Raw genomic sequence first — 12,998 nt, 5'->3', positions numbered from 1 at the left:
ACCACCACGGTCTTCACCTTCACCTGGACCTACGACGACTTCCTCAGCCGGCTCGTCCACCTTCAGCAGAACGCCCGCTACACCGTCCCGCTGGGCCCGACCCTCTTCCTGGACAACCAGCGGCTCCTCCTACGGCGCGATGTTCGCGATGTCGACGCCGGCCCTCCCGCCGACGCTCATCTGCTTCCTCGTCTTCCGGAAGAGGCTGGTGGAAGGCCTGGCGACCACCGGAATGAAGGGCTGATCCCGAGTGCATCTGCCACACCAGCGCGGCCCGCTGCACGACCTGCCGGACACCCCGGATGCGTACGACGCCGTCCTTGCCGACGCCACCGAGCAGGCCCTGGCCCGCCTGACCCCCGAGGGCTGCCTGGAACACCCCGACGCCCTGGACGACGTCGGCGACACCTCCCTCGGCATCACCTCCCTGCTGGCCCTCGCCTGGCAGCGCGGCCAGGACCCCCGGCTGCCCCGAGCGGTGCGCCGCAGCCTCGCCTTCCATCTGCGCGAGCGCGTCTACACCGAGGACAACCCCGGCTATCCGAACCTCCGCATCACCGACTCGGGTCTCCCGTACGCCCGTTATGTGCTGGAAGCGGGCGCGCACCCCATCGGCGACTGGCCGAGCACCGTGTGGGCACTGCTCCAGGCCGTCAACGTCCTCGACGCGGCCGGCGGCCTCCTGACCGACGAACAGCGCACCGAACTGAGGGAGTTGGCGCACGGCTACTGGCGCCGGCTGACCGAGGTGACCTTCTTCAACCCCCAGGAAGCCGGCAACCAGGCCATCGGCTGTGTGGTCGGCGGCCTGATGCTCGCCCCCCATCTCCCCGACGGGGAAGGGGAGTCGGTCCGCTCCCGCGCACTCGCCCTGTACACGGAGGAGATCCGCGCCCACCGGGTCCGGGACCGGGGTGCCCTGCTTCCGCCCGAGCACGGCGGGGCCTACGACAACAACTACGGCCCGATCTCCCTGTCCTTCCTCGCCCAGGCCCACCGGGTCAGCGGCGAGGAGGTGTTCGCCGAGGACGGCGACACACTCGCCCGCTACCTCGACGCCCGTCTGACGAACGGCGGCTTCGACAACGGCGGCCCCCGCTACAGCGAACAGCACTCCGGGTTCGAGTCCGTCCTCGGCCTGCGCTACTTCGGCGCGCGCATCGGTGCCGACCTGGGCCGCTACCGGGGCGACACCCGCTGGGGCCGGCACGCCGTCCAGCGGGACGGCCGGATCGACGGCCACTTCGCCTTCATGCTGGTCTGGCAGATCCAGGACACCACCCGCTGGCACCGCACCCCGTCGGCGGCCCCCGCCCGCCACCAACTGCGCTCCGGCGCGGTCTCCGTAGCCTTCGACAGCCGCATGACCCCCTCGCTCGTCGAGGCGGACGGCACCTACTACCTGCCCGCGGCGGTACGCCGGCAGCACGGGTTCGGCCCGGTGGCGGACGGTTTCCTGCTGTGCCGTCCCATGGGCCGGGTGCGCGTGCGGGACGTACGCGCCGGCGGGCTCACCGCGAAGCTGGTCACCAAGCCCGTGGTGGGCCGCGATCATGTGCTGCGCCATGTGCGGTCGTTGTACGTCACCGACGGCACCGCCCTGTGGGTGACGGTCGCCGTGGAGCGGCTCGACGGCGCGCCCTACCTGCTGTCCGGGCTGCCGTACGCCGCCGACGACGGCGACCGGGTGCGCCGGACCGCCGAGGGCGCGGTCGCCTCCGCGGGCGGGCTGCGCCTCACGCATCCCACGGACACGGGCCCCGACCACTTCGACGCCCGCGCCGAACTCGCCCAGGAGCAGGCGGCGTTCGCACTCGCGGCCGACCCGCGCGGCTACGGCAACCCCGACGAGGGCTGGCGCCACCTGGTCGGCTCCACGGCGCTCGAAGCCGACCCGGCGCCGGGCACACCGGACGGGCTGCATGTGTTCGCCGTACGGTACGGGCCGGGCGGACCCTTCGCGCCCGCCTTCCACGGCGACGAGCCGGGCCTGACGGTACGCACCGAGGCGTTCACCGCCGTACTCGGGGATCCGGCCGGCGATGCCCTCGGCGAGCCCGGTCTGACCCTGAGCGTCTGAGCGCGGGCCGTGCGCGAGCGGCCGGGCAGTCGTTCAGTCGTGCCCGGCCGCCGGCCGGAGGTGTGGCGCCGCGTCCGGCGCGGGCAGCGCGCCGGACGGCACGACCAGGTCCGCCCGGTCGCGCGTCGTCGCGATCAGGTCGGCATTGCGCTGGTCCGTCCCCAGCACCCAGGCCACGGCCGCCGCGCGGTCCTTGCCGAACTCCTCGTGCCGGGCCACCAGCCGGCGGATCCGCTCCTGCTCGTCGATCTCGCAGAACCACACCTCGTCCAGGCACGGCCGCACCCGTGCCCACGAACCCTGCTCCAGCAGCAGGTAGTTGCCCTCGGTCACCACCAGCCGCGCCGTCGTCGGCACCGGGATCGCGCCCGCGATCGGCTGTTCCAGCACCCGCTCGAACCCGGGCGCGTACACCACCTCGTCGGTCTCCTCGCGCAGCCGCCGCAGCAGCGCCGCGTACCCGGCCGCGTCGAAGGTGTCCGGCGCGCCCTTGCGGTCCCGGCGGCCCAGCCGGTCCAGTTCGACGTCGGCCAGATGGAACCCGTCCATGGGAACGTGCGCCACCCGGGGCGGGCCGTCGGCGTTCAGCGCGCGCACCACGTGCTCGGCCAGCGTCGTCTTGCCCGTGCCCGGGCCGCCCGCGATCCCGAGGATCGCGCGCCGTCCGCCCGCGGAGAGGGCGCGGGCGCGGATGAGAAGGTCGTCGAAGGTCAGCGGCACACGGCAGAGTCTGTCACCAGGAGCCATGCCGGTGAGCGCCCGGTGCGAAGCTTCGAAGGTACGGCGCATGTGGTGCTCGCCACCCACTGGACGCCGCCCCACGGGGAACAGTGCTGGGTATGACTCAGCTCGGTCTGCCCGACACGATCCTGGCCTGTCTCTTCGACCTCGACGGAGTCGTCACCAAGACGGCCGTCGTCCACGCGGCCGCCTGGAAGGAGACGTTCGACGCGTTCCTGCGCGACCACCAGGGCCCGCAGGAACGGCCGTTCGACGAGGTCGCCGACTACGACGAGTACGTCGACGGACGCCCACGTGCCGACGGGGTCCGCACCTTCCTCGACTCGCGCGGCATCCACCTGCCCGAGGGCGCCCCCGACGACCCGCCGGACGCCCGCACCGTGCACGGCCTCGGCAACCGCAAGAACGACCTGCTGCTGGAGAGGATCCGCACCGGCGGCGTGGAGGCCTACGAGGGCACCGTGCGCTATCTGGAGGCCGTCCGCGCGCAGGGTCTGCGCACCGCGATCGTCTCCTCCAGCGCCAACTGCAGGGACGTGCTGCGTGCCGTCGGCGCCGAGCACTTCTTCGACGTACGGGTCGACGGCGTGGTCGCCGCCGAACGCGGACTGCCGGGCAAGCCGCACCCCGACACCTTCCTGGCCGCGGCCCGCGACCTGGGCGTCGAGGCGGCGCGGGCGGCCGTCTTCGAGGATGCCCTGGCCGGCATGGACGCCGGCCGCGCGGGCGGCTTCGGACACGTCGTCGGCGTCGACCGGGTCGGACAGGCCGACGCGCTGTACGCCCACGGCGCGAGCATCGTCGTCAAGGACCTCACCGAGCTGGGAGGCAAGCGGTGATCACCCACCGTTCGTACACGGTCGAGCCGTGGAGCGTGCGCGAGACGGACCTCCACCTCGATGTGCTCGCCCAGAGCGAGTCGGTGTTCGCCCTGTCCAACGGCCACATCGGCTGGCGCGGCAACCTCGACGAGGGCGAACCGCACGGCCTGCCCGGCAGCTACCTCAACGGGGTGCACGAGGTGCACCCGCTGCCGTACGCGGAGGCCGGCTACGGCAATCCGGAGTCCGGGCAGACGGTCATCAACGTCACCAACGGCAAGATCCTGCGGCTGCTGGTGGACGACGAGCCGTTCGACCTGCGCTACGGCCGGCTCGTCGCCCACGAGCGCGTCCTGGACCTGCGCCGCGGAGTCCTGGAGCGGACCTGCGAGTGGACGTCCCCGGCCGGCTCCACGGTCCGGGTGCGCTCGACCCGGCTGGTGTCGCTGACCCAGCGGGCGGTGGCCGCGGTGGCCTACGAGGTGGAGGCCGTCGGCCGCCGCTGCCGGGTGGTGATCCAGTCGGAGCTGGTCGCGGGCGAGCAGCTGCCCGCCCCGAACGGCGACCCGCGTGCGGCGATGGCACTCAAGTCGCCGCTGGAGCAGGAGGACGACTTCGCCTCCGGGCACCGGCTGCGGCTGGTGCACCGCACCCGGCGCAGCGGCCTGCGGGTCGCCGTCGCCGCCGACCATGTGGTCGCCGGGCCCGAGCGCACCACGACCGGCAGCGAGAGCGACACCGACGTGGCCCGGCTCACCGTCACCTCCGTCCTGGAGCCGGGCCAGACGCTGCGGGTGGAGAAGCTGGTCGCCCACGGCTGGTCCGGCACCCGCTCGCTGCCCGCGATGGCCGACCAGGTCGACGCGGCCCTCGCGGCCGCCGCGCACGACGGCTGGCAGGGGCTCCTGGAGGACCAGCGGACCTGCCTGGACGATTTCTGGTCGCGCGCGGACGTCGAGGTGGACGGCGACGAGGAGATCCAGCAGGCCGTACGGTTCGCCCTCTTCCACGTCCTGCAGGCCGGGGCCCGCGCCGAGCGGCGGGCGATACCCGCCAAGGGGCTGACCGGCTCCGGCTACGACGGGCACGCGTTCTGGGACACCGAGATGTTCGTACTGCCCGTACTCACCCACACCGCCCCCGAGGCCGTCGCCGAGGCGCTGCGCTGGCGGCACAGCACCCTGGACGAGGCACGCGAGCGGGCGGCCCAACTGGGGCTCGGCGGGGCCGCGTTCCCCTGGCGGACCATCCAGGGCTCGGAGGGCTCGGCGTACTGGCCGGCCGGCACCGCGGCCTTCCACGTGAACGCCGACATAGCCGACGCGGTGGTCCGCTACGCCGAGGCCACCGGCGACACCGCCTTCGAACGGGAGGCCGGCGTCGAACTGCTGGTGGAGACCGCCCGCCTGTGGCGCTCGCTCGGTCACCACGACCACCACGGCGTCTTCCACATCGACGGCGTCACCGGCCCCGACGAGTACAGCGCGGTCGCCGACGACAACATCTACACCAACCTGATGGCCCGCCAGAACTTGCTGGCCGCCGCCGACGCCGTCGAGCGGTACCCGCGCGAGGCGGAGCGCCTCGGCGTGGACGAGGTGGAGCGGGCGGCCTGGCGGGAGGCCGCGGAGGTCGTGCACATCCCCTACAACGACGAACTCGGCGTGCACGAACAGCACGCCGGATTCACCCGCTACCAGCGCTGGGACTTCGCCAACACGCGCCCGGACCAGTACCCGCTGCTGCTGAACTTCCCCTACTTCGACCTCTACCGCAAACAGGTCGTCAAACAGGCCGACCTGGTGCTGGCGATGTACACCTGCGGAGCCCACTTCGGCGACGAGCAGGCCGCCCGCAACTTCGCCTACTACGAACCGCTGACCGTACGCGACTCCTCCTTGTCCGCTTGTTGCCAGGCCGTCGTCGCCGCCCGGACGGGCCATCTGGGGCTCGCCTACGACTACACGGCCGAGGCGGCCCTGATGGACCTGCAGGACCTGGAGCACAACACCCGGGACGGACTGCACATCGCGTCGCTGGCCGGCACCTGGATGGCGTTGGTCGCGGGCTTCGGCGGGCTGCGCCGGGAGAGCGGGGGACTGCGGTTCGCGCCGCGCCTCCCGCGGCGGCTGAGCCGCCTGGCCTTCAGCCTCCAGTTCCGCGGCCGCCGCCTCAGGGTGGAGATCGGCGCCGACAAGGCGACGTACACGCTGCTGGACGGACCGGCGCTCACGCTCCACCATCACGGGGAGGAGCTGAGGGTGAGCATCGACGAGCCCGCCGCCCGTTCCCTCCCACCGGTCGCCCCCCGTCCGGTACCCGAGCAGCCTGTGCACCGGGCGCCGAACAGCGGCTGAACGGGGACCTCCCGCAAGGCGCCGGCCGGGAAGGTGCCCACCGGTTCGGCGCCCTGCCGAGGACGCCTCCTAGACCAGCACGCTCGCCAGGAGCCCGAACAGATCACGGGTGGCGTCGGCCGCGCCGATCGCCGGCAGGGCGCCCAGGGCGAGGACGGCCAGGGCCGGCGGCCACAGGTGCGGCGGCGGGGCCGTCTGCAGCGCCGCGATGCGGCGGGTGACGGCGCGGTCCGTGAAGTTCAGGGCGCAGGCGGGCCGAGAGCTGCCGGCGGTGAGCGCGGCGCGGGCCAGGGCGCGGGCGGTGGTCCGCCGGTCCCCGACGGTGGCCGCCGCCTGCTCGTCCGCCCACCGCTCCACCAGGAAGGTCACGGTGGAACGGACCGGACCGAGCAGCGGGTTGGCCGCCGCGGCGAGCGTCGCCGCCGTCACCAGCGGGCCGTGCCGGTGCGCCAGATGGGCCCGCTCGTGCGCGAGCAGCACCCGCCGCTCGGCCGGCCGCAGCGCGCCCAGCATCGCGGAGGTGACCAGGATCCGGCCGGGCCGGCCGGGAACGGCGAACGCCTGCGGCACGGGTGAGGCGGCGACGATCAGCTCGGTGTCCGCCGGGTGCCCCTCGCACAGGCGCCGCAGGGCCCGCCGCGTCGCCCGCTCGCACCGCACCGCCCGGTGCACCCGGTACAGGACGGCCAGCAGGGCGAGGACCGCCGCGACGCCGATCACCTCGGGCACCGGGTCGACCAGCGGGCGGCCGTCCTCCCGGGCCTCCGCGACCACCGGGGGCGCGTCCCCCAGCAGGGCGGCGGACAGCAGCACCAGAGACCACGTCGTGGCCGCGGCGGTCAGCGCGGCGGCCGAGGTGAGCACACGCGCGGCGAGCGCGGGCGCCACCCGCCGGCCGATCACCGGGCTGACCACGGGGAGCAGCACGGACAGCAGCAGCGGGGTGTACACGTCGAACCTCATGCGCCGCCTCCGGCGAGCAACTCGCGCAGCGCCCGCTCCTCCTCGGGGCTCAGACCGGTCACGAACTGCTGGAGCGCCGCGATCGGATCCGGACCCCGGTCCAGGGCCTCGTGCATCGCCTCGGCGGTCAGCTCCGCAGCATTCTTCGCCGGGCGGTACGCGCCGCGCCGCCCGTCGGCGTCCCGCAGCACCAGCCCCTTGTCGTACAGGCGTTTGAGGATGGTGTGCACCGTGTTGTAGGCGAGCCCGCCACCTATCTCGGCCTGGATCTCCGCCGGGGTCAGCGGCCGCTCGGTGGCCCAGAGGGCGGCCAGCACCTCGCTCTCCAACTCCCCGGCGCTGCGACGCTCCGCCCTGCCGCGGGACCCTGTGCCAGCCATGCTCCAACCTTACAGCGCGTAGGGCCGTGGGCCGGATGGCCCCATTCGCCGCGCACCAGCATGTCATTCAGGCTAGTTTGTCCGTGTTCTCCCCGACTCTCGTCCGCAGCCCTACAGGCTGTAGGGTGACCGACGCGACCCTACGAACCGTAGGGACAAAGGGGTGATCATGGCCGGCAGCGCGCATGCCACAGCCGAGGCGGCCCGGCGCGAGCGCCCGCGCCGCGCGTCCACCGTCACCGCACGGGCCCGCGCCGGCTGGCCGCTAGCGGCCGTCGCGGCCGCCTTCACGCTGGCCCAACTGCTGCTGGTCCGGCCCGGCATGGGCCTCGGCTGGGACGAGACCGTGTACGTCAGCCAGGTCAGCGGACACGCTCCCGCGGCCTTCTTCAGCGCACCCCGCGCGCGGGGCGTCACCCTTCTGGTCGCCCCCGTCGCCGCCTGGTCCTCGTCGACGGCGCTGCTGCGGGTCTACCTCGCCGTCCTGTCCGGCCTCGCCCTCTTCCTGGCACTGCGCGCCTGGCGGGGCCTGTTCCCCGTCCGCGTGCTCGCCCTCGCCGGCGCCCTGTTCGCCTCCTTGTGGGTGACCCTGTTCTACGGCCCCCAGGCCATGCCCAACTACTGGGTGGCCGTCGGCGCCCTGGCCGCCGTGGCCTGCTTCCTGCGCGCCCGTGCGGACCGCACCGACCGAGCCGCACTGTGGGGCCTGGCCGCGAGCGGCGCGCTGATGGCCTGGATGCGGCCCATGGACGCCGTCTGGGTCACCCTGCCGCTCCTCGCCCTCGCCCTGCTCCGCCGCCACTGGCGGATTGCGCTCGTCCTGCTCGCCGGGCTCGCCGCCGGCGCGGTCGAGTGGGTGATCGAGGCCTATGCCGGCTACGGAGGCCTCGTCCGCCGGCTGTCCGACGCCTCGGCGATCCAGGGCGGACTCGGCTGGCACCTCGCCGTCGTCGACCAACTCCGCAGCCTGGGCGGGCGGGGGTTGTGCCGGCCGTGCACCGGCGCGCTGCCCCACCCGCTGCTCACCGTCTGGTGGTTCGTGCTGCCCCTGCTCGCCGTGCTCGGCCTGACGGTCGCGGTTCGGGCCCGGCGTACGGCGCCCACCCTGCTCACGCTCGCCTGCGCCGCGACGGCCGCCTTCCCCTACCTGTTCCTGATCGACTACGCGGCGCCCCGTTTCCTGCAGCCCGCCTACGCCCTGCTGGCGATCCCCGTCGCCGACGCACTCGTCCACCTCGTGACCGCCCCCGCCCGCACCGGGCGACGGGTGGCCGTCGCACTGGTGGCGCTCGGGCTCGCCACCCACCTCGGGGTGCAACTCGCCGTCCTGATGCACGTCGTGGACCGCACCACCACCGCCCACCGCACCTGGTCCCGGACCACCGCCACCCTCCACCGGCTCGGTGTCCGCCCGCCCTGTCTGCTCACCGGGCACGAGGCCATCCCGGTGGCGTTCTACGCCGGCTGTTCCTCGGCGGCGACGAACGGGCACAACGCCAACAGCACGGAACAGGTCATCGCCCGCACCGCGCGCCGCACCCCGGTGGCCACCCTGGTGCCCTCGGGCTCCCGGCCGCCCGGGTACGCCCGCCACTGGCCGTCCGTGCCGCTCGACGGGCCGCGCCTCTACTACGCCGTACCAGAGGCCGGTTCATGACCTGGCGCTGTGACGGACGCGGGGGAGGGGGTCCATGACCCGGCATGCCGTACCGGAGACGGCCGCTGACGCCGCCCGCCCTTCCCCCGGCCCGCTCCTGACCACTCCCGCGGACCTCGCCGTCGGCCGCCGCCCGGCCTACTGGCCCACCCTGGTCTGCCTCGCCGTCCTGCTGGGCGCCGCCTACCTGGCCCGGCGGCACTGGCCGGTGCTGGAGACCGGGGCGCGGCGGCTGGCCGCCGCCGACCAGGGATGGCTGCTGGCCGCCGCGGCGGCGGCCATGGGCACCTGGGCGGCGTCCGCGCTCGCCCAGCAGGGCGCGGTAGCCCGGCGGCTGCCCGGACCGCGGCTGCTCGCCGCGCAGTTCGCCGCCTCCGCCGCCAACCACCTGCTCCCCGCCGGGCTCGGGGCCGGCGCGGTGAACCTGCGCTTCCTCATGCGCTGCGGGCTGCCGGCGGGCCGCTCGGCCGGCGCGCTCGCCGTCAAGGCCACCGCGGGCGCCGTGATCCGCCTCGCGCTGATCGCGGCGCTCGCCCCGCTCTGCCCGGGCCTGCTGCGTGTCCCGCACGTCTCCCCGGCCGCGGTCGCCGCCGTCCTCGGCGTCGCGACCGTGGCGGCTGCTCTCCTGGCCGGTCCGCTGCGCCCGCGCTGCCGCCGCGCGCTGGCGGGTGTGCCGGCCGACATCCGTGCCGTGCACGCCCGTCCGGCCCGCGCGGCCGCCCTCTGGGGCGGCTCGCTGGCCTTCGCCGCCCTGCACGCCCTCGTGCTGATCGCCGTCACCCGGGCCGTCGGCCTGCCCCTGGCCCCGCTCCAGGTGGCCCTGCTCTACCTCGCCGCCAGCAGCGCGGCCGCCCTGCTCCCCACTCCGGGCGGGCTCGGCTCCCTCGACGCCGCCCTCGCCCTCGCACTGACCACGTCCGGCGCCCCCGCCGCGACCGCCGCCTCCGCGGTGCTGGGCTACCGGCTGCTGACCGTGTGGCTGCCACTGCTCCCGGGCCTGCTGGTGCTGGCGCTGCTGGTACGCCGCAAGGCCCTGTGAGAGACGGGAGTTTCCCGGGTGCCCGTGCCAGGTAGGAGACGAGGAGGGCCGGGCGGCCCAGGAGGGGGAACGGCATGACGGAGCATCACCTGACGGGGCGGCCTGCGGAGGAGTTCTTCACACCCGGGACCTCGTCCTTCACCGAGTTCCTTGCCGCACACCGCCCCGGCCTGCTGCCCACCGCGGCGCCGTTCCCGGACGGTGTGCGGGCAGAGCCCGGCCGCTTCCCGCACGGCACCACGGTGCTCGCCCTCACCTTCCGCGACGGAGTCCTGATCGCCGGCGACCGCAGGGCCACGATGGGCAACCTCATCGCCCAGCGCGACCTGGAGAAGGTGCACCCCGCCGACGGCCACACGGCCGTCGCCTTCGCCGGCACCGTCGGCCTCGCGCTCGACATGGTGCGGCTCTACCAGGTCGAACTCACGCACTTCGAGAAGATCGAGGGCGCACCGATGAGCCTGGGCGCCAAGGCGACCCGGCTCGCGGCCATGATCCGGCAGAACCTCGCCCAGGCCATGCAGGGCCTCGCCGTCGTCCCGCTGCTCGCCGGCTACGACACCACCGCGGCCGAGGGCGGCCGCGGCCGTATCTTCGCCTTCGACGCGACCGGCGGCCTGTACGAGAAACGGGACTTCCACGCCGAGGGCTCCGGCTCCCCGTACGCCCGGGGCGCCCTGAAGAAGCTGTTCCGGCCGGACCTCACCCGCCGGGAGGCCGCCCTGGCCGCGCTCCAGGCGCTGTACGACGCCGCCGACGACGACTCGGCCACCGGCGGCCCCGACCTCAACCGCCGTATCTTCCCGGTGGTCTCGGTCATCACCGAGGACGGCTTCGAGCGGCTGACCGAGGCGGAGAGCGAGGAGCTGAGCCGGGAGACGGTCCGGCAGCGCGGCGGCCGCCCGGACGGACCGCACGCCGGCGTCTGACCCCGGGACCGCGCTCTCAGGATGCGTTCGGGTTTCCGTCGGCAGGCCGGGTCCCGCCCGGGTCACCGCCGACGCAGTGGTCCGCGCCTCGCCCGGCCCGGCGTGCGCGACGCGGCGGACGGACAGGGCCAGGGCCTGCTCCCCGCCGACCTCCCACGGCCGGCTTTCCCTCCTCATGGGGAAGGCCTGCCGCGGCCTTTACTGCACATCAGTTGCAGGTACGGGAGGATGGCACAAGGCTGCTTGGCACAGCCTGACCGGCACGACCCGAGGAAACACCTCCCGATGACGGCCGCCCCTGGTTCCGCTCCGTCCCTCCCCGCTCAGGCCGACGCCCCGCGTTCGGCCTGGCACCGCGTCCGCGGCTCCATGACGCGGCAGGAGTGGACCAGGGTCGGTGGGATGGCCGCCTTCGTCTTCGCCCTGCACATGATCGGCTGGGGCACGCTGGTCGGGATCGTCGCCCCCGAGCACTTCAGCGTCGGCACCACAACTGCCGGAGAACCGGCGGCCTTCGGCATCGGCGTGACCGGATGTACCCGCTGGGCCTGCTGTTCGGCCTCGGCTTCGACACGGCCACCGAGATCGCGCTGCTGGTCCTCGCCGGTTCGGGCGCGGCCTCCGGCCTGCCCTGGTACGCGATCCTGTGCCTGCCCGTGCTGTTCGCGGCCGGCATGTCCCTGCTGGACACCATCGACGGCTCGTTCATGAACTTCGCCTACGACTGGGCGTTCTCCAAGCTGGTCCGCAAGGTCTACTACAACCTCACCATCACCGGCCTGTCCGTGGCCGTCGCCCTCATCATCGGCACCGTCGAACTCCTCGGCCTGCTCGCCGACAGGCTGGAGCTCCACGGGGCGTTCTGGGACTGGAACGCGGGCCTCGACCTCAACACCGTCGGCTTCGTCATCGTCGGCCTGTTCTTCGCCACCTGGGCGATGGCCCTGCTGGTGTGGAAGGCGGGACGCATCGAGGAGAAGTGGACCGCCGGACCGGCCGAGGGGTCCGGCGGTCCAGCGCCGGCAGCGCGTCAGGACTGCGGCGGCAACTGCCGGTGAGCCGGGTGACTTCACCCTCGCAGCCCCAACTCCTCGCGCCACTTGGTCAGCTGGTGGACCGGATCGCCCGTGAACGACCACGGGGTACGGGTGACGCGTCGGCCGAGCAGCCGCAGCAGCGCACCGGCGACGTCCGTCGCACCGGCCAGACAGGCCGCGTGGGCCAGCTGGTTGAGGTCCCGCAGTTCGGTCGGGGTGACATCGCTGTCGGGGCGTGCCCGCACCCAGCGCTCCCAGGTGCGCCGTACGTCGTTGACCGCGCCGTCGTGGTTCCAGTGCTGGCCCAGGCTCACCGAACCGTGCTGTCCGCGCGCGCCGTCGAGGGCGTAGCGGTACTCCTCGACCCGGGCGTACTGCACGAGCACCGGAAGCGGGCAACCGGGGGGTGCCACCCCGGCCGCGTCGCGGGCGAAGTCGTACATCAGGCCGTGCGTGCCGTGCCAGCGGGCCGAGTAGTAGTGCAGCACCTGGAGGTGGCCCTCCACCGTGTACGGGTCACGCCGGTGCAACTCGTCCCACCAGCGGCCCAGTTCTTGCCGTCGAACCCCCGTCGGATACAGCCGCGCCACCGAGATCAGCGCCACCCACGGTGTCGGGTCCCCGGGGCAGGCGTCGGTGGCGTGCAGACAGGCCAGGACCGCGGTGTCGATGCGGTCCCGGTCGATGGGAACGCCCCGCCCGGCGGTGATGGCCAGGTGGAACGCCCGGGCCGTCTCCGTCGCCGCGCGCAGCACCTGGGCGTCCGCGTTCCCGGGCTCGGCGGCCAGCCACGACTCCACCGTGGAACTGCCCGCGCAGGCCTGCGCCAGCAGCCGCACCCGGTGGCCGCGCAGCGTCCAGTCGTCGCCGGTGACCCACAGCAGGTCCCTGAGGCCCTGCCAGCGGCCGATGACGATGTCCTGCCTGGCGGCCGTGAGGGGCGCGTCCCCGCAGTCGGGGTCGAAATCGGGTGTGAAACGGTCTCGCGCCATCG

Annotated in this window: 10 protein-coding genes and 1 pseudogene; 7 read left to right on the top strand and 4 right to left on the bottom strand. The window is 74.0% G+C overall.

Annotated features, from left to right (window positions below; all coding sequences use genetic code 11):
- The first annotated feature begins 250 nt into the window (after window positions 1–250).
- The gene (locus ACIRU3_RS33850; RefSeq protein ID WP_404064615.1) at window positions 251–2,080 is read left to right on the top strand and encodes a hypothetical protein; all 1,830 of its coding nucleotides are present in this window, start codon (window positions 251–253) and stop codon (window positions 2,078–2,080) included.
- A 33-nt stretch (window positions 2,081–2,113) separates the two neighbouring features.
- Here the strand turns inward: ACIRU3_RS33850 and ACIRU3_RS33845 are convergent, their stop codons facing one another.
- Entirely contained in the window at window positions 2,114–2,800 is a 687-nt protein-coding gene (locus ACIRU3_RS33845; RefSeq protein WP_404064612.1) for a nucleoside/nucleotide kinase family protein, read from the bottom strand.
- 119 nt (window positions 2,801–2,919) lie between these two features.
- Here ACIRU3_RS33845 and ACIRU3_RS33840 point away from each other — a divergent pair, with 119 nt between their 5' ends.
- Entirely contained in the window at window positions 2,920–3,660 is a 741-nt protein-coding gene (locus tag ACIRU3_RS33840; protein WP_404064609.1) for an HAD family hydrolase, read from the top strand.
- Window positions 3,657–5,999, top strand: coding sequence for a glycoside hydrolase family 65 protein (locus ACIRU3_RS33835; protein WP_404064606.1), 2,343 nt, complete (start codon window positions 3,657–3,659; stop codon window positions 5,997–5,999). Before ACIRU3_RS33840 ends, ACIRU3_RS33835 begins: the two co-directional genes overlap by 4 nt.
- 69 nt (window positions 6,000–6,068) lie before the next feature.
- On the opposite strand, the gene ACIRU3_RS33830 is transcribed toward ACIRU3_RS33835, so the two are convergent.
- Both ACIRU3_RS33830 and ACIRU3_RS33825 read right to left on the bottom strand, forming a co-directional pair.
- Window positions 6,069–6,962: a M48 family metalloprotease gene (locus ACIRU3_RS33830; protein ID WP_404064603.1), complete on the bottom strand. Its 894-nt coding sequence runs from the start codon at window positions 6,960–6,962 to the stop codon at window positions 6,069–6,071.
- The gene (locus ACIRU3_RS33825) at window positions 6,959–7,342 is read right to left on the bottom strand and encodes a BlaI/MecI/CopY family transcriptional regulator (protein ID WP_404064600.1); all 384 of its coding nucleotides are present in this window, start codon (window positions 7,340–7,342) and stop codon (window positions 6,959–6,961) included. The genes ACIRU3_RS33830 and ACIRU3_RS33825 overlap by 4 nt, the downstream gene beginning before the upstream one ends.
- A gap of 169 nt (window positions 7,343–7,511) precedes the next feature.
- On the opposite strand from ACIRU3_RS33825, the gene ACIRU3_RS33820 reads away from it, so the two are divergent.
- The 4 genes and pseudogenes from ACIRU3_RS33820 to ACIRU3_RS33805 all read left to right on the top strand — a co-directional run bounded on the left by ACIRU3_RS33820 (window position 7,512) and on the right by ACIRU3_RS33805 (window position 12,025).
- On the top strand, window positions 7,512–8,999 hold the full coding sequence (locus ACIRU3_RS33820; RefSeq protein WP_404064597.1) for a hypothetical protein: 1,488 nt from the start codon (window positions 7,512–7,514) through the stop codon (window positions 8,997–8,999).
- A 97-nt stretch (window positions 9,000–9,096) separates the two neighbouring features.
- Window positions 9,097–10,038 carry a lysylphosphatidylglycerol synthase domain-containing protein gene (locus ACIRU3_RS33815; protein ID WP_404064718.1) on the top strand — a complete coding sequence of 314 codons (942 nt, stop codon included), beginning with the start codon at window positions 9,097–9,099 and terminating at the stop codon, window positions 10,036–10,038.
- 74 nt (window positions 10,039–10,112) lie between these two features.
- Complete coding sequence (gene prcB, locus ACIRU3_RS33810) at window positions 10,113–10,967, top strand: proteasome subunit beta (protein WP_404064594.1); 855 nt, start codon at window positions 10,113–10,115, stop codon at window positions 10,965–10,967.
- A 285-nt stretch (window positions 10,968–11,252) separates the two neighbouring features.
- Window positions 11,253–12,025 (top strand): annotated as a pseudogene (locus tag ACIRU3_RS33805) (HoxN/HupN/NixA family nickel/cobalt transporter).
- Between the two features lie 11 nt (window positions 12,026–12,036).
- On the opposite strand, the gene ACIRU3_RS33800 reads toward ACIRU3_RS33805, so the two are convergent.
- Window positions 12,037–12,996: a hypothetical protein gene (locus ACIRU3_RS33800; protein WP_404064592.1), complete on the bottom strand. Its 960-nt coding sequence runs from the start codon at window positions 12,994–12,996 to the stop codon at window positions 12,037–12,039.
- Between the last annotated feature and the right edge of the window lie 2 nt (window positions 12,997–12,998).

This window comes from Streptomyces sp. NPDC101151 (assembly GCF_044768335.1).
Lineage (GTDB): Bacteria > Actinomycetota > Actinomycetes > Streptomycetales > Streptomycetaceae > Streptomyces.
The sequence above is the reverse complement of the archived record's forward strand: the minus strand, read 5'-3'. Positions and strand labels throughout refer to the sequence as shown.